This window comes from Paraburkholderia dilworthii (assembly GCF_000472525.1).
In the GTDB taxonomy this organism is placed as follows: Bacteria; Pseudomonadota; Gammaproteobacteria; order Burkholderiales; family Burkholderiaceae; genus Paraburkholderia; species Paraburkholderia dilworthii.
Genome location: NZ_AWZT01000019.1, coordinates 12,234 through 33,608, shown reverse-complemented (window position 1 = coordinate 33,608; position 21,375 = coordinate 12,234). Strand labels below are relative to the sequence as shown.

Annotated in this window: 22 protein-coding genes; 12 read left to right on the top strand and 10 right to left on the bottom strand. The window is 60.1% G+C overall.

Features of this window, described 5'->3' with window-relative positions; all coding sequences use genetic code 11:
* Window positions 1-47: 47 nt before the first annotated feature.
* On the bottom strand, window positions 48-602 hold the full coding sequence (locus tag F759_RS0117810) for an NADPH-dependent FMN reductase (protein WP_027801077.1): 555 nt from the start codon (window positions 600-602) through the stop codon (window positions 48-50).
* A gap of 277 nt (window positions 603-879) precedes the next feature.
* Between F759_RS0117810 and F759_RS0117805 the strand changes: the two genes are divergently transcribed.
* Window positions 880-1,086 carry a hypothetical protein gene (locus tag F759_RS0117805; protein WP_027801076.1) on the top strand — a complete coding sequence of 69 codons (207 nt, stop codon included), beginning with the start codon at window positions 880-882 and terminating at the stop codon, window positions 1,084-1,086.
* Between the two features lie 144 nt (window positions 1,087-1,230).
* Here the strand turns inward: F759_RS0117805 and F759_RS44860 are convergent, their stop codons facing one another.
* A complete protein-coding gene (locus tag F759_RS44860) occupies window positions 1,231-1,362 on the bottom strand; it encodes a hypothetical protein (protein ID WP_020068649.1) in 132 nt (43 codons plus the stop codon).
* A 451-nt stretch (window positions 1,363-1,813) separates the two neighbouring features.
* On the opposite strand from F759_RS44860, the gene F759_RS0117795 reads away from it, so the two are divergent.
* Window positions 1,814-2,422, top strand: a complete 609-nt coding sequence (locus tag F759_RS0117795; RefSeq protein WP_027801075.1) for an RNA polymerase factor sigma-70 — start codon at window positions 1,814-1,816, stop codon at window positions 2,420-2,422.
* A complete protein-coding gene (locus F759_RS0117790) occupies window positions 2,403-2,612 on the top strand; it encodes a zf-HC2 domain-containing protein (protein WP_209440496.1) in 210 nt (69 codons plus the stop codon). The genes F759_RS0117795 and F759_RS0117790 overlap by 20 nt, the downstream gene beginning before the upstream one ends.
* 40 nt (window positions 2,613-2,652) lie before the next feature.
* On the opposite strand, the gene F759_RS0117785 is transcribed toward F759_RS0117790, so the two are convergent.
* The 3 genes from F759_RS0117785 to F759_RS43665 form a co-directional block, all read right to left on the bottom strand.
* Complete coding sequence (locus F759_RS0117785; protein ID WP_027801073.1) at window positions 2,653-2,943, bottom strand: DUF1272 domain-containing protein; 291 nt, start codon at window positions 2,941-2,943, stop codon at window positions 2,653-2,655.
* A gap of 537 nt (window positions 2,944-3,480) precedes the next feature.
* On the bottom strand, window positions 3,481-3,840 hold the full coding sequence (gene arsC, locus F759_RS0117780) for an arsenate reductase (glutaredoxin) (RefSeq protein ID WP_027801072.1): 360 nt from the start codon (window positions 3,838-3,840) through the stop codon (window positions 3,481-3,483).
* Between the two features lie 371 nt (window positions 3,841-4,211).
* The gene (locus tag F759_RS43665) at window positions 4,212-4,433 is read right to left on the bottom strand and encodes a hypothetical protein (RefSeq protein WP_152530666.1); all 222 of its coding nucleotides are present in this window, start codon (window positions 4,431-4,433) and stop codon (window positions 4,212-4,214) included.
* 309 nt (window positions 4,434-4,742) lie between these two features.
* Here F759_RS43665 and parA point away from each other — a divergent pair, with 309 nt between their 5' ends.
* The gene (gene parA, locus F759_RS0117770) at window positions 4,743-5,405 is read left to right on the top strand and encodes a ParA family partition ATPase (RefSeq protein WP_027801071.1); all 663 of its coding nucleotides are present in this window, start codon (window positions 4,743-4,745) and stop codon (window positions 5,403-5,405) included.
* Window positions 5,406-5,429: 24 nt separating this feature from the next.
* Window positions 5,430-6,485 (top strand): ParB/RepB/Spo0J family partition protein, encoded by a 1,056-nt coding sequence (locus F759_RS0117765; RefSeq protein WP_027801070.1) that lies wholly within the window; start codon window positions 5,430-5,432, stop codon window positions 6,483-6,485.
* Window positions 6,486-6,587: 102 nt separating this feature from the next.
* Here the strand turns inward: F759_RS0117765 and F759_RS0117760 are convergent, their stop codons facing one another.
* Window positions 6,588-7,937, bottom strand: a complete 1,350-nt coding sequence (locus F759_RS0117760) for a replication initiation protein (protein WP_027801069.1) — start codon at window positions 7,935-7,937, stop codon at window positions 6,588-6,590.
* Window positions 7,938-9,767: 1,830 nt separating this feature from the next.
* Here F759_RS0117760 and F759_RS0117755 point away from each other — a divergent pair.
* A complete protein-coding gene (locus F759_RS0117755) occupies window positions 9,768-10,973 on the top strand; it encodes a DNA-binding protein (protein WP_027801068.1) in 1,206 nt (401 codons plus the stop codon).
* Window positions 10,974-11,200: 227 nt separating this feature from the next.
* Here F759_RS0117755 and F759_RS0117750 read toward each other — a convergent pair whose 3' ends face one another.
* Both F759_RS0117750 and F759_RS0117745 read right to left on the bottom strand, forming a co-directional pair.
* Window positions 11,201-11,599: a DUF2471 family protein gene (locus F759_RS0117750; protein WP_027801067.1), complete on the bottom strand. Its 399-nt coding sequence runs from the start codon at window positions 11,597-11,599 to the stop codon at window positions 11,201-11,203.
* 121 nt (window positions 11,600-11,720) lie between these two features.
* Window positions 11,721-12,347, bottom strand: coding sequence for a helix-turn-helix domain-containing protein (locus F759_RS0117745; protein WP_027801066.1), 627 nt, complete (start codon window positions 12,345-12,347; stop codon window positions 11,721-11,723).
* 175 nt (window positions 12,348-12,522) lie between these two features.
* Between F759_RS0117745 and F759_RS0117740 the strand changes: the two genes are divergently transcribed.
* Complete coding sequence (locus F759_RS0117740; RefSeq protein WP_027801065.1) at window positions 12,523-13,722, top strand: glycine C-acetyltransferase; 1,200 nt, start codon at window positions 12,523-12,525, stop codon at window positions 13,720-13,722.
* Window positions 13,723-13,734: 12 nt separating this feature from the next.
* On the top strand, window positions 13,735-14,766 hold the full coding sequence (tdh, locus tag F759_RS0117735; protein WP_027801064.1) for an L-threonine 3-dehydrogenase: 1,032 nt from the start codon (window positions 13,735-13,737) through the stop codon (window positions 14,764-14,766).
* 40 nt (window positions 14,767-14,806) lie between these two features.
* On the opposite strand, the gene F759_RS0117730 is transcribed toward tdh, so the two are convergent.
* Window positions 14,807-15,457: a YceI family protein gene (locus F759_RS0117730; protein ID WP_027801063.1), complete on the bottom strand. Its 651-nt coding sequence runs from the start codon at window positions 15,455-15,457 to the stop codon at window positions 14,807-14,809.
* A 107-nt stretch (window positions 15,458-15,564) separates the two neighbouring features.
* Here F759_RS0117730 and F759_RS0117725 point away from each other — a divergent pair, with 107 nt between their 5' ends.
* The 4 genes from F759_RS0117725 (at window position 15,565) to F759_RS0117705 (ending at window position 19,056) form a co-directional block, all read left to right on the top strand.
* On the top strand, window positions 15,565-16,260 hold the full coding sequence (locus F759_RS0117725) for a TetR/AcrR family transcriptional regulator (RefSeq protein WP_027801062.1): 696 nt from the start codon (window positions 15,565-15,567) through the stop codon (window positions 16,258-16,260).
* Window positions 16,261-16,299: 39 nt separating this feature from the next.
* Window positions 16,300-16,779, top strand: a complete 480-nt coding sequence (locus tag F759_RS0117720; RefSeq protein WP_027801061.1) for a nuclear transport factor 2 family protein — start codon at window positions 16,300-16,302, stop codon at window positions 16,777-16,779.
* A 219-nt stretch (window positions 16,780-16,998) separates the two neighbouring features.
* On the top strand, window positions 16,999-17,529 hold the full coding sequence (locus tag F759_RS0117715; RefSeq protein ID WP_027801060.1) for a hypothetical protein: 531 nt from the start codon (window positions 16,999-17,001) through the stop codon (window positions 17,527-17,529).
* A 309-nt stretch (window positions 17,530-17,838) separates the two neighbouring features.
* Window positions 17,839-19,056, top strand: a complete 1,218-nt coding sequence (locus F759_RS0117705) for a diguanylate cyclase domain-containing protein (RefSeq protein WP_027801059.1) — start codon at window positions 17,839-17,841, stop codon at window positions 19,054-19,056.
* A gap of 376 nt (window positions 19,057-19,432) precedes the next feature.
* Here F759_RS0117705 and F759_RS0117700 read toward each other — a convergent pair whose 3' ends face one another.
* The gene (locus F759_RS0117700; RefSeq protein WP_027801058.1) at window positions 19,433-21,172 is read right to left on the bottom strand and encodes a phospholipase D-like domain-containing protein; all 1,740 of its coding nucleotides are present in this window, start codon (window positions 21,170-21,172) and stop codon (window positions 19,433-19,435) included.
* Window positions 21,173-21,375 lie beyond the last annotated feature (203 nt).

Sequence of the window (21,375 nt, the reverse complement as noted above, 5' to 3'; positions counted from 1 at the left end):
CGATGGCGACGCCGCCGCCCCATTAGCATCGGGCGATCTTGCGCAAGTCAGGCAGCGGTATGCCGCTTGACCCATGCGACGTAGCGATCGACGAAAGTCTGCAGGAACTTGCGCGTGCCGTCGTTGAGTATTTCGCCTTTCTCGTTGATGACCGCCGGATCGTGCTTGATGAATACTTCGGGCTGACCAAGCGTGGCAACGTCGAGATAGGCCAGCACGTTGCGCAGATGTTGCTGCGCGAGCGCCGACCCTGTCGCGCCAACCGAGGTGCCCATCACGGCGCCCGGTTTATTACCCCAGGAATTGGTGCCCCACGGGCGCGAGCCCCAGTCGAGCGCATTTTTGAGGACGCCAGGAATCGAGCGGTTGTATTCGGGGGTGACGAACAACAGGCCATCCGCGGCTTCGACCCGCTGTTTGAGTTGCTTGCCGGCTTCGGGGTAATCGGCGTCGTACTCCTGGCTGTACAGAGGCAATGAACCGATATCGATGAACTCGAATGTGAATTCGGGCGGCGCAAGTGAAATAACGGCTTGCGCCAACTGGCGGTTGAACGACTCGCGGCGCAGGCTGCCAACGACAACTGCAATGTGTAAGGCCATGGTTCGCTTCCTTGAGTGAGGCGCTCGAGGCGCAAAGGGTACGAGTTGCCATCATAGGCAAAAAGCTCGGCGCAAGCGCGCGCGGCTACCTGAACCGGGCGAAGTGGCGGAAAGATGCGGCGGCTTCGGACTAGCCCAGTGGATAACATTTCAGGCAGCAAAGTTATCCACAGATTTACTGAATAACCTTGTGGATAACTGCTACTTTTGCCTTGTCAATCAAGCTTGCCTCCGGTTCGCGCCATTTGGAGGCAGCAGCTTTTACGGAGGATCAACGATGAGTCTCGATCACGCAGGTAAATCGCACGATGAAGCAGTCGCCGCTCGCAAAAAGGAAAAGCCCCGTTCGCTGGAGCAGCCGGGCGGCGAGATGGCCGTCGAAGGCACGCAACCGGACGCGACGCACAGCAGCGGCCGATTATCGGAGCGCGGCAAGCAGGTTTGGCGTGAGGGCGCCGGCATGGACGGGAGCGGGAAGTCCTAGACGTCAGGCTGGCACCGATAGCTCTCCTCCTGCCCCGCCGGCGTTGGATGCAAAAAGGGCGCCCCTATGGGCGCCCTCCGTTGCTACGTCCGTGTGTCCGGACATCGGCTGCTGATTCTGCCTCCGGCCAGTAGCTGCAACGAATCAGTTGCCGAAAAACACGTTGCAGTATGACGCGGGCCCGTTGCATTGCGCCGGAGCGGCGGCTTCGGCTGCGCCCGAAGCGGCGGCGAACAAGGCGACGGAAGCGATCAGGGCGGACAGGATGCGTTTCATGGTGCTACTCCTCTTGAGTGTTGGCTGGCGATCTAGTGCGATCGATGCCTGAAGAATAGCGATTCAGTGTCTGCATAAAAATGGGGAAGATTGGAAGACTTTTTTTCAGTTATTGAAATAATGTGTCGGTACGGCTTAGGGAGCCGACGCGGCGTCACCGTTGCGCGGCTTGGCTGGGGGAAACGTCGTGGGAAAATCGAAACAGGCGTTATTCTCGGTCTGCGCAATAATCTATTTCTCTTTGTCATAAGTCGGCGGCCCCGCGCGACGAAGCTCGTCTTGTCCTTATCTTCGAGAGCCGCGAATGTCCGATATCCATTCGTTTGCGCTGCCGTCTACGGCAGAATGGCGCACGTGTCCATACCTCGTGCGAAACCAACGCCCCGCTTATGAGCGACAACCACCCAAACGACCTTACGCGCGTGCCGCTAAACGTACAGCGGAGCCTGCCGTGGCGCAATTGAGCAGAGCCGCACTGGACGATCCGGTTTATCTGGCACAGCTTCGCCGGGATCTCGTGCGGTTTGCCCGTCTGCAATTGCGCGACGCCGCAGCCGCCGAAGACGCTGTGCAGGAAGCACTGGCCGCCGCGTGGACGCAGGCTGACCGGTTCGTTGGGCAGTCGGAGCATAAGACGTGGGTGTTCGGAATACTGCGGCACAAGCTCGTCGATACGCTGCGCGCGCGGCAACGGACGGTGAACCTCTCGGCCCTCGAATCGGAACTCGAGGACGAGGCGCTACTTGATCGCGAGTTGTTCAAGGACAACGGCCACTGGTCGCAACAGACGAAGCCGCGCCCGTGGCCGACGCCGGAAACGGCGCTGCGTCAGCAACAGTTCTGGACCTTGTTCGAGATGTGCCTCGAACATCTGCCTGCACACATAGGCCGCGTTTTCATGATGCGCGAATTTCTCGATCTCGACACCGACGCGATCTGTTCTGAATTGCAGATGACCGCCAACCATTGCAGCGTGCTGATCTACCGCGCGCGACTGCGCTTGCGCACTTGTCTGAGCGAGAAGGGACTATCCAGTGAGGATGCCAATGGGGAAATGTAAGAACATCACCCGCCTGTTGTCCGACGCACTCGACCGTCCTTTGACGACCGGCGAATGGGTCGCCATCCGGCTGCATTTGCCGACGTGCAGCGGCTGTCGCAACTATCGCAAGCAGATTCGCCTGCTGCGTAACGCCGCCCATACGATGAGCGGCATTTCAACGCCGGGCGCAACGAACGGGGACGATTGACGCCGCAGCGCGCCGCGCCATGAGCGGCAGGCTTTGCGCTTTATCGCTCGCCGGGAGGCGTATCGCGGTAGCGGTCGAAAAAGCTGGCGTGGGAGGCTTCGTCGATCGCGACGGCGCTTCGCTCGCTACGAGCGGGGTGTTTCGCTAACTGCGCTCGCGTGCGTATCGGCCGACGCTTGAAATTGCCGCCGCAGTTAGGGCACACGTTGCGCAAAGTTGTGAGCGCGCACACTTCGCAGAAGGTGCATTCGTAGGTGCAGATCATGGCGTCGGACGCATTCGGCGGCAGTGACTTGCCGCATCCTTCGCAGGACGGTCGTAGTTCAAGCATTAGGGCTCCGTTTTCTGTTCTGCTTTTGCTCGCGCTAGACGTGCGAGGCATCTGTTGGTGCTGCTACGCTAGTGTATGGGGCGTGCGATGTTTGCAAGTGACAGCGCTGCGTTAATTGCTGCCATATGGCGTTGTGCAACGGTTCGCCTGTAGCGGCAGTATGGTGGTCATCAATCAGCCGAGGTTCGTTGCTGGACGCGTGTTCATGCAATGCGACGGAGAGATTGGGTCGATCAGAAGCGACTAGATCGATAAAGATGCGACATGAGCGCTTGCTCGTTTCGGCGAGGCGGCAACGCAACTGCGCCTTGACGTGCGCGGACCGAAGGTGGGTCCTGCCACTATGGCCGCATCGGTAAGGACGCCAACCCAGTTGTACCGTCCGGACCACGACGCGTCGCCGAGGAATCGGCGAAGTGCTACATCATCCTCAGAAGGGCCGCTGCGCAAGATGCAGCGGACCAGCCGGCTGCAGTACGCCTTGCATGGCGTCGCGGGACGACGGCATGCGGTTCCCTGACGCTCGTCGGGGCCGCGTCATACGAACAATGTCGCTACATTTTCAGGGGGCCGGCCAATCACCGCTCGCCCGTTCCGGACGACGATCGGGCGTTGGAGAAGAATGGGATGCGCCGCCAATGCTTCGTATAACTGAGCGTCGGATAGTGCGGCGTCGGAAAGACGCAGTTCTTCGTACACCGCCTCGGAGTCGCGGATCATCGCGCGCACCGGACAGCCGAGTTGCTTATTGAGTTCCTGTAGTTGAGCCACAGTGAGCGGCTGTTTGAGGTATTCGACGATCTCTGCTGCTTCTTCGTCCCGGCCGTACATAGTTGCAACCAGTTCGCAGGCAGCGCGGGATTTCGAGCACCGAGGATTGTGATAGATGGTAACCATGTCGGTTCGGTTCAGTAGGGGTTAGATGGGACCGGTCGGTTGGTGGAAACCGGGAGTGTGCGATTTTAGCTGCTAGCCCCCAAGCTCTGGGCGCGGTCGTCGCTTAGTGCCGCTCTTGATCTGAGTCGAAGTTTGAAGGGCGTGGTTCATTTCTGAGGCAGGACGCCGAGCGCGGTTTATGCGCATAAAGAGCGTCGCGCCAGCGGCTATGGCTCTGCCCGAGGTGAGCCGCTCCTCGTTCATCGATGAATGACTGATTTTCCACAACCAAATATCTAGGTGCCCGCTCTTCGTGAGCAAGGCAAAGACACACCGACCACGTCCTCGACCGAGCAAAGCGCAAACATGGCACGTTCAGGACTGCCGGCGGTTTATGCGCAGAAACTGATGCGCCGGTGGTCGCGTGCCACTGCGCTTTTGACGGCGCGTGTCGTGACTTCGACGCACAGCAGGCGCCACGCTAAGTCGTCGGCGCCGACGATGGCGCCGACGATGGCGATGGCGCCGACGATGGCGATGGCGATGGCGATGGCGATGGCGATGGCGATGGCGATGGCGATGGCGATGGCGCTGAGTGACGTGGCCGCCATCATCTGATTGCTTAGCGCAGACATTTCCCGGGCGCTACGAACCGTCAACTCGCCAGCGCATGTCCAAGACGGCGCCAAGAGTCGCGCCGGCCTACTAACCGACGCGCAGTGGCCCGCATCATCACGCGTCAACACGGTCTGCTGCCCTTCGACGGCGAACTCGGGATCGCTGCTTGTCGCGTCTCCGACCTCGTCTCTTTATGCGCATAAACTTGGCCGAATGGCTATTTCTATCCTCATTTCCAATGAAACGATTGAAATGCGAATTCATCCAGGTAAAATCCATCTGCATCTAAAAAGAGGAGGTGAACATTGGCAGCGGAAATCATCGCGGTAACTCAGCAAAAAGGTGGTGTCGGGAAGAGCACAATCGCGATGCACCTCGGGGCGGCTTTCCACGAGAAAGGCAAACGAGTCCTCGTCGTAGATGCAGACGGTCAGAACACACTGATCCATTGGGCCAGCGCGTCGTCGGACGGCGACACCGGTATCCCGTTCCCCGTCGTCAACCTCTCCGAAGCCGGTAGCCAGATTCACCGCGAGATCAAAAAGTTCGTGGGGGACTACGACATAATCGTGGTCGACTGCCCGCCTTCTATCACGGAAAAGGTCTCGGGCGTCGTCTTGCTCGCGGCGAGCGTCGCCGTAATTCCGACGTCGTCTTCGCCCGCCGATTATTGGTCGAGCGTCGGACTAGTCAAACTTGTCCAGCAAGCGCAGGTGATGAACGAAGATCTGCGCGCGGTCTTCCTCCTGAACAAGACCGAAGAAAAGCGGATGCTCACGCGCGAGTTGAAGCGTGCGTTAGAGGAACTTGGATTTCCTCTTCTCAAGACCCAGATTCCCACGCGCGAAGCCTATAAACAGGCGATGGCGCTGGGTCAAACAGTGCTACAGATGAGCGATCGCGGCGCCAAACTCGCGGCCATTGAAGTACGGGCGTGCGCGAGTGAGATCGCCGCCTTGCTTCCCTGAATTTATGCGCATAAAGGACCCTGAATGAAACCCTCCCAATTCGCCAAAGGCTTTCAAGCACGTCCTGATACGACCAGCAGCGAGAAGCGAACCGCGCTAGATCGTTTGAACGCCATTGACGGTCTGGTCAAGAACAATGCTTCGAAAGCCCCGGACGCAAACGCACGAACGCTATCGGCCGTCGTCCCGGAAACCGCTTCCGATCTCGACGCCGCTACGCAAAACGAGTCCGGAGCGTACCGTGCGTGGAGGATCGAGCATGGATATCGTCCAGGCCAGGTCATCGAGCTTGCGCTGAAAACCATCAAGCCCAGCCCGTTCAATCCGCGGCATTTTTATTTGAAGTCGTCGATTGCTGAGCTTGCTGTCAACCTGGCAAAGCAGGGCCAACAGCAGGCAATCCATGTCATTCCCGATTACGACAATCCCGGCACCTACTTCGTCAGCGACGGTGGCAGACGTGTGCGCGCGTTGAAGGAAGCGAATAAGGAATCGGTAAAGGCAATCGTTATCGATCTGCCAATCGGAATCCAGAGCTACAAGCTGGGCTACGACCTCAACGTGCAGCGGGATTCGCAGACAGTGTTCGACAACGCAGTCGTATGGAAACGCTTTCTCGAGGACCGCCATTTCCAGAGCCAGAAAGAACTGGCCGAGCATCTTGGCCTGGACGAGTCGACGGTCGCGGTGGCATTGTCGATCGCCAAGCTGCCGGAGCCTGTTATGCATGAGATGGTGGCCCGGCCCGACCGGTTTGGCTCCAACATGGCGTATCAGGTGGGCCGCTATCACGCCGCTCGCGGCGCTGACGCGACGCTGCGCCTGATCAACAAGATCCTCTCCGACGACCTCAGCACGCGACAAGTAGCCGACATCGTCAAGGGCAGGGCCAGTGCGCAGGAAAGCACCAAACCGGCGGGTCGGCAGCGCTATGCGCAGCGTCTGGAAATCAAGCTCGACGGCGTGTCGGTGGGCGATCTGAAGTCGTACGGAGACGATCGGATCGAACTGCGCCTCAAGGGGCTCACGCGTGAGAAGCGCGACGACATTCTTCGCCAGATCGAAAAGATGTTGAAGTAACAGACGCGGAAGTAAGTGGCGAGTAAGCGGCGGCGCAGCGGCCCACAGCCAGAGGCGCCGCCGCTTCCAAAGGTGCCAACAGTCTGCCGGACGGCCAGCTGATCAGGCCGCGCGCGACTGGCTCAGCGTAAAGGCGAGCAGGTCGCCATCCGTCGGCTCGCCCCACGTCTTGCGGGCGAGCCAATCAAAGAACGCCGTTTCAACGATCTTCGAGTCCAGTCCGCGGCGGCGCCAGTCGTCGCGCATGTGGGTTCCAAGCCCCGGCAGTTCCTCTTGCTCGAACGACTGCCGCGCCATCTCGCGTTCCGACTCGCCCTGTTCATCATAGAGTTCGCGCGCTTCCCTGCGGCGATATGCGGAATACTCGCCCAATAGGCGAGCTTTCAGGTCGTCTGCAGGAGCAGCCACCGCAGCCTTGGCGCCGCCAGCAGACGGAACAGCTTCAACCGGCGGAGCATAACCTTTCTTCAACGCATCCTTGAAGAGCGCCGGCGCGCTGCGCACAGGCGGCAACGACGTGCTACGCATGCGTTGCTCGGTCATTTGCAAAGCCGCGCGGATACGGTTTTCCTCACTGTCCGCGTACAGCGTTTGAGCCTCTTTCAGAGGAATGCCAATCTTGACCATGCGGTCCACGAGCGTGCTGTCGAATACGTTCGGATGTTCGTCGAGCGCTAGCATCGGCTGCTTGCGCTCGGTCACGCGGAATTGGATTTCCGCCACACGCCGGCCTTCGCGGTGCTCGATCAACTCGACGAAGATGTTCGTGACGGCATTTACCTCGGCAATCGCTGGTCGCAAATAATCGCGCTTGAAGTATTTGTATTCGCGCTTTGCTTCGTCGCCCGCTTCGGTGTCCGGAGTGCCCGAGAGGATAGGGCGCCACCATTCCCACGATTCGCGCATCGTCAGATGGCTTGGATTAGTCAGATAGCGCACGCAGATTTCGTACAATGCCAAGCCCGCGCTACTGCGCAACTGGCTCTGGAACTGCAGGCTCAAACGCGCATACTGGACCGGATCGAGCAGCTTCTTCTTGATCTTCGGTGCGAAAGAAAATTCGACCCAGACGCGACGTGTAGTCGGATCTTCAAGAATTTCTGCGTCGGCAATCAGCGTCGAGATGCCCCACTTGCGGCCGGGCTTCTGACTGGAGGTGCCGGTGCTCCATTCCACCTGAACAGAGACCATCCGGCGCAGGTGCTCCTTAACGAGAGCAGTGTCGTTGGAGTCGAACGCGGAATTGGCAACAATATCGGACAGCAACGCGCGATAGGTGTCGCCTGATTCGTCGGCTTGCTGGGCGACGGCGAGCAGCACATTGAACAGCTTGCGTGTCAGCAGCGTGATTTTGCCGCTCTTCGGCTGAATGGCGATCGCCTCGACGGCCTTGCGCAATTCCGCCGAGCTCGGGCTGACTACATCGGTTTTCTTGGCGCGCTTCGTGGCCATGCGTCTGGTCAGGGAGAGATTTGGCGAAAGCATACCGACTGCGGTGATACACGTCTATAGCATCGCTCTCACCGTTGCGGGTGAAGCGTGTGTACGCGGCGGGACTCACCTCCGGTAACTCCCGAAAACCCTCACCTTCGCCGTTTCACGCCAGGTTCCGGCGATCCTTTAATGTCACGGGTTAGGGAAAATCACCACGTTTTTGACGTCGGCTCAAAGGGGAGCGTCTCATCCCGAATCTTCTCACCTCAAATAATTTTCGGGTTTTCCGCTGCGTTGCTCGGGCGAGAACCTACACGCCGACAAACGGACGGTTCGCTGGCCGACTGGCTCCCCAACGCGCGTGCTACCGCACCGTGGCCAAAAGCTCAGATCGGCACCACCCGAACGGAGCAAAATTGCGCCGTGCACCCGGCGTCAGGCGCCTAGTTCGTCCGCTGCTTCCTGTAAAAGCTCACCGTTGATCAAGTTCAATGCTCCGGACGGCGCGGGTTTCCTAGGTGCAACCGCTGACAATCGGCATCAAGCAGTCCCGGAAAATCTCACCTGACGAGCAACGCTGCACCGGTAAAGCGCGCCGGCATCCCCTCCCGAAAAACCTCACCTTAGAAAACAAAGAGACGTTTTATCCTTAATCTTCAACGACTTATATCGTCATCGAGTACCGTCGTACCATGAACGCCAAGCCTCGCGAGTCCCGAAAAGTCTCACCTTAACGCTGTCTTGCCGGTGGCTCCAGCCCGCATTCGAGGACTTGATACTCCCGAAAACTCTCACCCTAGCCATTTATGTACTATCGAGCAGATGGAGAGGAACGTCCCGTCCGCTGGTCTTTCGCGGACAACAAAGCGCCTCGCGTCCCCGGATTAGCTCACCTTTACCCTTAAAATCGGCCACAATCCCTCCCGAAAAGTCTCACCTTTTGCTGGTGGGCCTCGAATTTTGGCGAGCCGCGAGCAATGTCAGCAACCGCTCCTGCATTTCCTCACCTTTGCATCGGATAATCGCCGCACAGGCTGCCCTCGTCATGTACGGAGCGGTGCCTTGGCCGCAAGCGCCTCCCGCAAAGGCTCACCTGACAGCTTGCATCGCCCGAAACTGAGGCAAAACGGGCTGTGAAGCCCCGTAAAATCTCACCTTCCGTTCGGGTTTGCTCCTGTCTTCGCTCACCTCGGCTTTTTTGGGACGCCAAATATGGGTAAAACGGCCGCGCCGCGACCGTCCCGAAAGCGCTCACCTTCGCTACGACCGCGTGAGCGATCACTGTCTCGCGCTGTCGGACGCTTGCGGCCGATGAACTCCCGCAAAATCTCACCTTGCACTGACCCGCGTTACGAGGGGGCCTCCCGAACCCGCTCACGAACTGTCCCGGACCTACTCACCGTGTCTCCCGAACCTCATCACTGCAGATTCCCGCAGCACCTCACCAAGCTTCCCGAAAAGCTTCACCTTGCTCCGCCAAAAGCCCCGCCAGGCAAGCTTTTGCCGAGGCGTTAACGCTTTTAACATGGGTTCAAGGGTGTTTACTTTTATTACTCTCTAGCATTGGAGAGCCCCTCGGATAGACGCTTACCCCTAAGCGGCTGGCTAGTTGCGCATCGTGAAACAATGCTGTGTGAAGGCCAACGCCATAAAATGTCTTCATTTACAATCGGTTGCCCGTGGTTCTTAGTTTTGTTTCACGAAAAAACCCTCCCCATACGACTTTGCGCAGACAAAGTGGCAGTTCCACGGCATATCGAACCCCAAGGAAAAAGTAACGAAAGAAAAATGTAGCAACTGATACGTAAATTGTTATGATTCATTCGGTTTATGACGATCGAGGCCTTTATGAATCAGGACGACGAACGCCAAGCTATCCGTCAGGAACTTGACGCCATGCGAACGCGCGGCAGCCGCCGCCAGGAATTGTCCCTACACGCCTGCAAGCGATTGTTCTTCGATCTGGGCGTCCGCCCATCGATGGCTGCGGTGCGCGACCTGACCCAAACCGGCAGCGCGAGCGACATACCAAAAGACATCGACCACTTCTGGGAACGTATCCGCAACGTGTCGCGGATCAAGGTGGGAGCGGGAGCCATCCCAAAAGCTTTGGAGGAACGCGCGGGAGAACTGCTCGGCGCACTTTTCGAAGAAGCTGTCGCACAAGCCCGCACTACCCTGGACGCCGAACGCGAGGAAGCGCGCGCGCAAATCGCCGCAGCGGAACAACGTGCACGCGACGCCGAAATTCGCCGCGACGCTTCCGAGGACGCAATCAGGCGGAGCGAGCAACGGGCCGAAACTGCGTGGGAGCGAGTTCGGGCGCTGGAAAACGAACTGTCGAGCGTCACCACGCACGGCACCGCTCACCATGAAGGCCTCCAGGCAACGGTGCGTCGGCTGGAGAATGAGAACGAAACACTTCGCCAACGCCTCGACACCGAGCAGGCGACCAACACAACGCTGCGTGATCGCATCGACGCCCTGCATATCGAACTGCGTCAAAGCACGGAACATTACGCGCAGCAGATCAAAGACGCCGTCGCGGAAGCCGAGCGCCGGGTGAAACCGATGCTCGTCGAACTGGATTCGTTGCGCAGCATGGCCGCGACCTATCAGTCGGGCGTGCGCGACGCGAGCCGCAAGGAGTTCGAGTTCATTCAGCAACTTGCGGCGGCGAAGGCGCGCGGCGACCGGCTCGACGCGCAGTTACGCGAACAATCGGACGAGGTCGACGCGCTGACAAAAGAGGTCGCGGCGCTGCGCAGCCAGCAAGGTATCGATCCGGCGATCGGCGGTCTGCTGTGCTCGCTCGTCGAAACCGGCCGGCTCAGGAGCGACGAATTGCGGACCATCGGCACTGCGGCGGACGGCCATGTCCGCTTGCCGCTGCGTTGCCCGAAGTGCGACGAAGGTGAGCCGGAACTTTCGCAGGTCGATCACCGGTTTGAATTGCAATGTCCGGAATGCGAGCACTCGTCCGGGCTCGGCAATTCACGGCTTGAAGCGGTGAGCCAGTTTTTGTCCAGCGGCTCGCTTTCGGCACCTGTCTGAAGCGACGGCCGGACCGCGGTCAAAGGTGAGGAAATTCGGGACCCCAAACGTGAGAGGTTTCAGGACTCCGCCGTATCTGGCTTCCTCGTGAAACGCCTGTCAACTGGGCTCCGGCAAGAGCGGTGCGGCCGGATCCGGTTCATCGACGGCACGCGAATTGTGCTGATTCGCCCATGCTGTCTTTCAGTTAGTTGCGCACACTGTAGGCTCGACCACGAACCCGACGCTCAGCCGCCCCAAGCGCGCACTCGCCTGGGCGCAGCATGTTGGGATGTCCGTTGCGCGGCGCCTTGAGCCGCCTGCTCGTAGGCTGAGACGGCGAACGCGAATACGGCGGGCAACGCGGTCGACATGCCGAAGTCCACCGCTTCGTCGGTTTCCGGATAAGGAAGGTCGGACGGCCGCTGGAACAGACCGAGCATGAGCGCGTCATGCCGGCTGGCAAATCCGAGGTCCGCAAGCGCCTCGGCTTCGATTGCGTGAAGCAGGCGCCAGGTAAGCGGCACCTGCCGCACGATATAGCGCGCGGCGATGTTGCGGACGATATATTCGAGATCGCGCGCCGCAGTTTGATAGCGCAGCGCAGCCAGACCGCGGTCGGTTGGCTCGGTCGTCAGGTCGTTCATTATCGGCTCCAGTCGATATCCTATACTGTACAAACATACAGTATTCGACGCAACCTGAACGCTTCGTGATTCCGTCTGCGAGCGTCTTACGACTTCACGCAGTCGCGGAACGAAGCTGGGCTCAGCCGTGAATCACCACCAGCAACGCTTTCGCCTCGCCCTTGCCGGCATTGCGGATAGCATGCGGCTCGTCCGCGACATAGCGCGCAGTGTCCGCCGCCTTGAGTCGCTTCGTGGCGCCGGCTGCCTCGACCTCGATCGACCCTTGCAGCACCGTCAGATGTTCGCGCGTGCCGGGTTCGTGCGCGTTCGATACCAGCGCCCCGCCCGGCTGAAGCGTCAACTCGTACCACTCGAACTTGCCCGCCAGCTCGATCGGCCCCCACACCCGCAACTGGTATTTCGACTCATGCCCGCTCAGCGTGGGAATCTCGTGCGGACCGGCGACGGTGATCGCCTCCGGCGTCTTTTGCGGCGCAAACAGCGAATCGAGACTGACGCCGAGCGCGTTGGTCAGCCGCCAGGCCACCGCAATCGTCGGATTCGCCTTGTCGCGTTCAATCTCGGAAAGCATGGATTTCGACACGCCAGCCGCACGCGACAGATCGTCGAGCGTCATGCGCCGTTCGGCGCGCAAACGCTGAATCTGCTCGCCGACGCGCGGCGGCGCCGCGATTGCCGGAGCCGCCATTGCATTGGGAGCGGACGCGGCGCCAGTCGTCGCACGGCGGATACCCAAACTTGCCATTTCCTGACCCATCGTTTAAAGTTGTTCGACATACCGGAATTTCGTTCGAAAAAACGAAAATTTCCGATAGAACTGACAGCCAACTATAGCAGGCCGTCTCGTCTCCGCCTATATTGAAAGCACCCAAGGCGGTGGATGTGTTGCCTCGTCTGTCACTCACTCAGGAGTCTCGTTCATGCGTGACCAATACCTCGCTCATCTGCGCGGCACCCTGGAGCAGATTCGCGCCGATGGTTTCTTCAAAAGCGAGCGCGTGATCGCCAGCCCGCAATCGGCTGACATTCGGCTCGCCAACGGTACTGGCGTGCTGAATTTTTGCGCGAACAATTATCTCGGTTTGGCCAATGACGCACGGCTCATCGAGGCCGCAAAACAAGGGCTCGACAACGACGGGTTCGGCATGGCGTCGGTGCGTTTCATTTGCGGCACGCAGACCGTGCACAAGCAACTCGAAGAAGCGCTCGCCGAATTTCTGCAAACTGACGATTGCATTCTCTACTCAAGCTGTTTCGATGCCAACGGCGGTCTCTTCGAAACGCTGCTCGACGAGAACGACGCCATCATCAGCGACGAGTTGAATCACGCCAGCATTATCGACGGCGTGCGACTCTCGAAGGCCAAGCGCTTTCGCTACAAGAACAACGATCTCGCCGATCTCGAAGCGAAGCTACAGGAGGCCGCCGCGGTCGGCGCGCGTTATACGCTGATCGCGACAGACGGCGTGTTTTCGATGGACGGCATCATCGCCAACCTGGCCGGCATTTGCGATCTCGCGGATCGTTACGGCGCGCTCGTGATGGTCGACGATTCGCACGCCGTTGGTTTTGTCGGCGAACACGGGCGCGGCACGCCCGAACATTGCGGGGTGCTGTCGCGCGTCGACATTATCACCGGCACACTGGGCAAAGCGCTCGGCGGCGCATCGGGCGGCTACGTCGCCGCGCGCAAGGAAATCGTGGACTTGCTGCGCCAGCGGTCGCGCCCCTATCTGTTTTCGAACACGCTGACGCCGAGCATCGCTGCTGCATCGCTGAAAGTGCTCGAATTGCTCGCAAGCGACGAAGGCGCGCAACTGCGCGCGCGTGTGCGCAAAAACGGTGCGCACTTTCGCGACAAGATGAGCGCGCTCGGGTTCACGCTCGTGCCCGGCGAGCATCCGATCATTCCAGTCATGCTCGGCGACGCGCAGCTCGCATCGAAAATGGCCGATGCGTTGCTGAACGAAGGCGTCTACGTGATCGGCTTTTCGTTCCCCGTTGTGCCGAAGGGCCGCGCGCGCATCCGCACGCAAATGAGCGCGGCGCACACAACCGAACAGATCGACCGCGCCGTGGATGCATTCGCGCGCGTCGGCCGCGAACTGGGTGTCATCTGAAACGGGACGCATATGAAAGCATTGGCAAAACTCGAACGCGCGCCCGGTCTCACGCTCACTGACGTCAAGGTGCCCGAAGTCGGCCATAACGACGTAATGATCCGTATCAAGCGCACCGCTATTTGCGGCACCGACATTCATATCTGGAAGTGGGACGACTGGGCGCAAAAAACGATTCCCGTACCGATGCATGTCGGTCATGAATACGTGGGCGAAATCGTCGACATGGGCGAGGAAGTGCGCGGCTTTTCGATTGGCGACCGTGTGTCGGGTGAAGGGCACATCACTTGCGGCTTTTGCCGCAACTGTCGCGCTGGGCGCCGGCATTTGTGCCGCAATACGGTGGGTGTCGGCGTAAATCGCGAAGGTGCGTTCGCCGAGTATCTGGTGATTCCGGCGTTCAACGCGTTCAAGATTCCGCCTGAAATCTCCGACGACCTCGCGGCGATTTTCGATCCGTTCGGCAATGCCACGCACACCGCGCTCTCGTTCAATCTCGTCGGCGAAGACGTGCTGATCACAGGCGCGGGGCCGATCGGCATCATGGCCGTGGCGATTGCCAGGCACGTCGGCGCGCGCAACGTCGTGATCACCGATATCAACGATTATCGGCTCGAACTCGCGCGCAAGATGGGTGCGACGCGTGCAGTGAATGTCTCGCGTGAATCGTTGGGCGACGTGATGGCCGACCTGCACATGGCCGAAGGCTTCGACGTTGGCCTCGAAATGTCCGGCGTTCCGGACGCGTTCACCGGCATGCTGGAAGCAATGAACCACGGCGGCAAAATCGCGCTGCTCGGTATTCCGCCCGCGCAAACGGCGATCGACTGGACGCAGGTGATTTTCAAAGGCCTCGAAATCAAGGGCATTTACGGACGTGAGATGTTCGAGACCTGGTACAAGATGGTCGCGATGCTGCAGAGCGGTCTCGATTTGTCGCCGATCCTCACGCACCATTTCAAGGTCGACGACTATCAGCAGGCGTTCGCGACCATGCTCTCCGGCGAAAGCGGCAAGGTCATTCTCGACTGGACTTCGGCATAGGACACAACTGCTTGTCGTGTCGCAAACGCCCGCAGCGTGCTCAGGCGCCTGCGGGCGTTTTGCCAAACTCGGCCTGAATGCGCACGTGAATATCGTCGCCGACCGCTGGGTACCATGTCGCGAGTCCGAACTTCGCGCGGCTGAAACGGCCTTCCGCCGAAAACCCGAGCGTGTCTTTCTTCGTTAGCGGATCGGGTGCGAAACCGTTGAACGTGACATCGAGTGTGACGGGTTGTGTTACGCCGTGAATGGTCAGATCGCCCGTCAACGTGCCGCGAGATTCGCCGGTGCGCTCAAACCCCGTACTCACGAAACGGATTTCCGGATAGCGCTCCACGTCTAGCAGGCTCGGGCTTTTCACCATTTTGTCGAGCAGCGGCACATTCGTGTCGATGCTCGCGGCGTCGATCGCAACGGACACGCTGCTGCCCTCAAGGCCGCCTTCCTTCCAGTCCAACTGCCCTTTCTTACGGTCGAACCGCATCGTGAAGCGCGAATACTTGAAGTGTTCGACGTCGAACGTGATGCTGCAATGATCGTGGTCGAGATCGTAGCGCCCAGGCGGCACGCGTGCCTCGTTCTGGCTGACCGAATGCGTGAGCACCTGCAGTGGCGTGCATGCCATTGCAGAGAGCAGCGTTGCCGCGAGCAAAGTGCGCACGACGATGGCGCGGGCAGTCGATGTATTCATCAAGTGGCTTCCGGTTGACTGATCGCGATCAAGATAACAGTTGACGGCAGCCGCGCGCAAAATGCGGTCAGCTTGACGGTGGAGAATGATCGTTCTACTCTTCGGACATGGCTACTCATACTCGCACTGAAGAAGCGTCAGCGCCCGGTGCACGCGAGCGACTGCTGGACGCCGCCGAAGCGTTGATCTACGCGGGCGGCATTCATGCAACCGGCGTGGATGCAATCGTCAGGCAATCCGGCACCGCGCGCAAAAGCTTCTACACGCATTTCGAATCGAAAGACGCGCTCGTCGCCGCCGCGCTGGAAAGGCGCGACGAACGCTGGATGAACTGGTTTATCGCAGGCACTCAGCAGCGCGGCGGCACGAGCGCGCGCAAACGCCTGCTCCGCATGTTCGACGTATTGCGTGAATGGTTCGCGTCGGAGGACTTTCACGGTTGTGCGTTTCTGAACGCTGCCGGCGAAATCGCTTCCGCGCAAGACCCGATCCGCGTCGTCGCGCGTGAACACAAGGAACGCCTGCTGGCATTCGTGCGCACGCAATGCAACGCGTTCTTTGCGGAAACGAATGCGGACGCAAGGCGCGCCGCGCGTTTGTCGCGGCAATGGCTGGTTTTGCTCGACGGTGCGATCGCCGTTGCTCTGGTTAGCGGCGAGCCTGACGCCGCGCTCGACGCGCAGGCCGTCGCTCGGACCTTGCTCGACGCGCAATCGACCGGCAAGCCAAACGGGTCCGCTAGCAGCACGGCCTCACGTCGATCTTCAAGCAAGTCCCCGCCGTCCAGGCGGACAGCAATCTGACCACAACCCGACCACAACGACCAATAAGCGAGGAACCTCATGGCCGATCCAATCGAAAGCCGCCCACCGCTGCCGCCGTTCACGCGCGAAACCGCGATCCAGAAAGTCCGAGCCGCTGAGGACGGCTGGAATACTCGCGATCCCGAACGCGTATCGCTCGCGTACACGCCGGATAGCATATGGCGCAACCGCGCCGAGTTCACGCATGGCCGAGCGGAAATCGTCGGGTTGTTGCGCCGCAAATGGGCGAAGGAACTCGACTATCGTTTGATCAAGGAGTTGTGGGCATTCACCGATAACCGCATCGCCGTGCGCTTTGCCTACGAATGGCACGATGATTCGAACAACTGGTTCCGCTCGTACGGCAACGAGAACTGGGAGTTCGACGAGCATGGATTGATGGCGCGCCGTCACGCGAGCATCAACGACCTGCCGATTCGCGAAGCAGACCGTTTGTACCACTGGCCGCTCGGCCGCCGCCCCGACGATCACCCCGGTCTCTCCGATCTCGGTCTGTAGCCGTTCATCACGCAACGTGAAGGCGCGCGAGGCGCCTTTACCGCTTTGCCATCGGTCCTCCGTTATGGTTGTGCTGCCGCTTGCCGGCACGTCTTGTGCCCGCAAGCCCGAGTGCGTCTTCAACATCGCATGAGTGGCTTGCGGTACAGTGCGCGACGGGCGGCACGCACAAATACCAGAACAGCATCGCGCCGGCGCTCGACCGGTGATGGAGAGGACATGCATCTTCGGCAGATCAGCAAGAACATCCGCAAGCACATTGGCCACACATTATTCGCGCTCGTCGCGGGCTTCGCCGGTACTTCCGCAGCACACGCGGGCAACTGGTGCGAGGGCGGCGTATGGGTCGACGCAATGCTCGGCTCGTATCACATCAATCCCGACCCCGACAAGCATTTCGAACAGTTCAATCCGGGGCTTGGCGTCGAATGCTGGCTCAATAATCAATGGGCGCTGACGGCGGGCGGCTTCCGCAATTCGCTGCGTCGGCCGTCGTATTACGGCGGCGGCGTCTGGTCGCCCGATTTCCTGCATTGGGGCATCGTGCGAATCGCGGCGATGGGCGGCGTCATCTCCGGCTACAACTATGGCAACTGGGGACTCGGCCGCGACCATACGATCGGACCGGTGCTCGCGCCGCTCATCATGGTCGAATACAAGCGAGTGGGCGCGAACTTCATCGTGATTCCGCCGATTCCGTCCGACGACCTGCCGTTCACCATCGGCTTTCAGGTGAAGGTAAAGTTCTAGCGTGCATGAGCCGGGAGGCTGGGCGAAGCTGTTTTGATGAAAACGCAACGAACGATCTTCAGGCCACGCCGGCCCGCATGCGCATAGAGCCTGCCGCCGCCGCGCTCGCCGGCGAGCAGCACGGGCGGTCGCTGCCACCTGGGTTACTCGCAACGTTGGATTGATAGCAGGTGTCGCCACATTTGCGACGCACAGCGTGAAGCCGATAAGGACTTCCTGGCGGCCTCGCGAAACACCTGGCAAAGGCCCGTCACGGCTCTCCAGTATCATTGCGCCCTTGCCCCACCCCACACCGCCTTGGAGCCCCTTGTGCCCGCGCGTTTGTTCCGCTCTGCGAAAGCTGACCGTAACCGTTTCATTGCGCTTTACGTCAGCATGGCCATTGGCTTGCTGGTCGCCGCCGGTCTGTTTGTGTATGAAGCGCGGATCATCGTCGCGGACGGTCTGCGCGACGAGGAAGCATTCGCCGTGCTGGGCGCCGCCAATCGCGTGCTGCACGATCTGGAGAATGCGGAGACCGGCCAGCGCGGCTACCTGCTGACTGGCGACGAGACTTACCTGGTGCCTTATCGCCAGGGCGTTCGCGATCTCGACGACACGGTGCTGCGATTGCAACAGGTAGCGAGCAGCGACGAGCGGTCTATCGAACTCGTGCGCCGCCTCGAGCATGCGAAGACCGACAAGGTGACGGAACTTGCGCGCACTATCGAACTGGCTCGCAGCGGCAACCGTGCGGCCGCCATCGCGCTCGTGCAGACGAACGAAGGCAAGCAATACATGGATGCGTTGCGCGAGGACCTCGGGCTGCTGCTGAACGACTGGCGCGAAAGACGAAGTGTCGCCACACAGGACGCTCACCAGCGGCTCGTGTTCGGAAGCGCCGCGCTGGTCGCCATCGCTGTGCTGGTGTGCTGCCTGATGGTTTATACGGTCTATATCCAGCGTCGCGCGTTCGCCCGGGTGCACGCGTATTCGAACGCACTCGATCAGCAAGCGGCGCAGGACATCCTGACGGAGCTCCCGAATCGCCGTCGGCTGCTTGCAACCATCGACGCGCTCTCGGGCAAAGCGGCCGACTCACAGCGAATTGCGCTTCTGTACCTCGATATAGACGGCTTCAAGAATGTCAACGACGCGATGGGCCATAGCGCCGGCGACGTATTGCTGCGCCGGCTCGCCGAATCGCTGCGGACGGCGACGCGACACAACGACATGCTGGCTCGTGTCGGCGGCGACGAATTCGTGCTGCTTGCGACCGATTGCGGTGACGACTCGCGATTGAGAGAACTGGCGGAGCGTCTTATTTCGAGCGTTCGCGCCGTCGGCGAGAAAGAGTATCGCGGCCGTTTTGCAATTGGCGTGAGCATCGGAATCGCCACCTTTCCCGACCGCGTCCAGACGATTGCGGGATTGCTCGACGTCGCGGACGCGGCCATGTACGTAGCCAAGCGCGGCGGCCGCTCGACATACAGCTTTGGCGCCTCGCCCGGACCGGGACTTTCGAACGTCGTAAAGCTGACGCGGTAACGCGCCGCAGGAAGATACGCTGCGCCCGCGTACGGCCGTCAAAGGTGAGCAATTCCAGGATGGTGAGGATTTCCAGGAGACGGTGTCACCGTGGGACGTATTCGGTGCAAAGGTGAGGAGTTCCAGGAGACGTTGCCAGGCGCGCAATGGTGAGTGATCCCAGGATTCGAGCCGCACCTTCGAGTATTCGACGCGGGTATTTCGCGCGGCGTCCGGCTAAAAGGTGAGGAGTTCCAGGAGATCGCCGCCCGTCAGGTGAGAATATTCGGGAGCCGCGAGGTGAGTATGTGCATACCTGTCGGCGCACTTTTATCTTTGAGGTGAGGGAATACGGGAGCGCGGGAGCGTGCTTTGCCTCCCGCCTGCCTTGTGCTGTTCAATCCGCGCCGTGAGCGAGCGCAACGCGCGCTTTCTCTTCTGGGCTATCCCTAACGAAGTATTTCTTCGACCATGCGCCGTCCGGTGCGAGCATCAATTGCTGGCGCGTACCTCCGTGTCGCTGACGTATCGCCAAAGCTCGCGCGCGGTAGTGCTCATAAAGCCGCAAAAATTCCGCGAGATACGTGCTTGCGATGCGGCGGTCGCGAATCTCCAGCAAATTCTCGTCGTTAAAGTGCTCCGAGTTGTTGCTCATATTCGCCGAGCCTGTGTAGACGATCGGATTCGCGCCTTCCGCGTCGATCACCAGGAATTTGTGGTGAATGATCACAGGCGCGTAGCTGGGTGCGCTTTCGGCAGGAAAGAGGCGGGGCAAAAAGTATTCCGCATCGATCACGTCGTGCTGGTCGCGCCCGCGGTGATACAACTCCATGTTGGCGAGCGCGGTGGTCGTGACGATCTGCCCGTTTTCCTGTGCCTCTTGCGCTGCCTGCGCGGACTTAACGCTAATGTGGTTGACGAGGCCGAACATCATCAAACCCTTGTCGCCGGCCGCGAAGCACGCGTCGCGCAACGGCGCGTCTGTCGGCATGAAAAGGCAGAACACCACCGAATGCTTCGCCTTCTTGATAGCATCGACGATCGTATCGATCTGCAAACGCGAACTCTTCGGTTCCGGTGAGAAGCAGACGCGTACTTTCGCGCTGCCCACTGTGACCGCGTCCGACCAGCCCGGCGCGAGTTTCGCTGTCTCCGCAATACTGGGGTTGCCCGCCAGCGCCTTCGCGCGCTCACTGTAAAGCGTGGCGAGTTCCGGCGAATCGAACAGATGCAGCACGTTGGCCTGCTCCGTGATGCCCTCGCTCGTGAAGTTGGCTGAACCCGTCAGCACGCGTGCGGGCGCGGCTTCGCCGTTGCCGTTGTCCGTGACGATAAACTTATCGTGCATGATGTGCGTCTTGTCGCGCGGCGCGAAGGTCGCGACATCGGCCAGTTGTTCGACAGCGGGTTGATTCGGCGACGGTGCCGGCGGCGTGCCCTTCTCTGGCACTTCGTGAGAGTCGTACACGATCGCGAGCGACGCCTTACCCTGCTTTGCGCCGAACGCGGCGAGTGCCGGAATCGCCCATAACGGGTCGGTCAGGTGATACACGGCACAAGCCGCGCGGCGCGCATCGCCGAGTGTCAAAGAGAACACATTCTGCAAATCGTTCGCGAGCCATGTGCGCAGGCGCAACGCCTGCTCCGCTGACGGCGCCTCGTGTGGCGCAAGGTGCAGCGCCGCGACCTTGCGCGCGAACGCCTGCGAACTGACCACCGCGCGGTTGAACCACGTGCCGATGCCCGCTTCGATATGCGACGGCAACGTCAGCTTGCATTCGCCCTTTTGCGCGTCGAGCAGATGTAGCGCGTGTGGCGTACCGACCACCGGATACACCAGATACGTGAACGACTTCTCGCGATCCGCTTCGTCGATACGCGCGTCCCACCACATGAATTTCTGGATCGGCGCCTCGTTGGTCGGCGCGTCCTTTTGCGTGTCACGCACGGCGCCATTGAACGTCAGCCGGTTCGGCAGCCAGCTGCTCGCTTCGCGTCGTTTTCCATCGGCGGAAAGAAAGCCCGGCGTGCGCTTGATCGCGAAGCCGAGAAAATCGTCGCGCGTGCCGCCTTCGGGCCAATCGAACGCGAGTAATACGAGTGTCGGAGAAAGATAGCTGCGCACGCTGACGTTCATCGCATCGCTCCACGGTTCAGATGGAGTTTCAGCATGGACGCGCAGTTTGTTGGAATGGTGACAACGCGAAAATTAATGACCGTAAATTAACGGCATAGCCGCCGAAAACTTGAGAAATAAATTTGCGCCTCCGAATGCGGATAAAAGTTTGTAGTCATCGCTTAGTAACACGCGTCGGCAATACTCGGCAGCGCTGCAAGCAC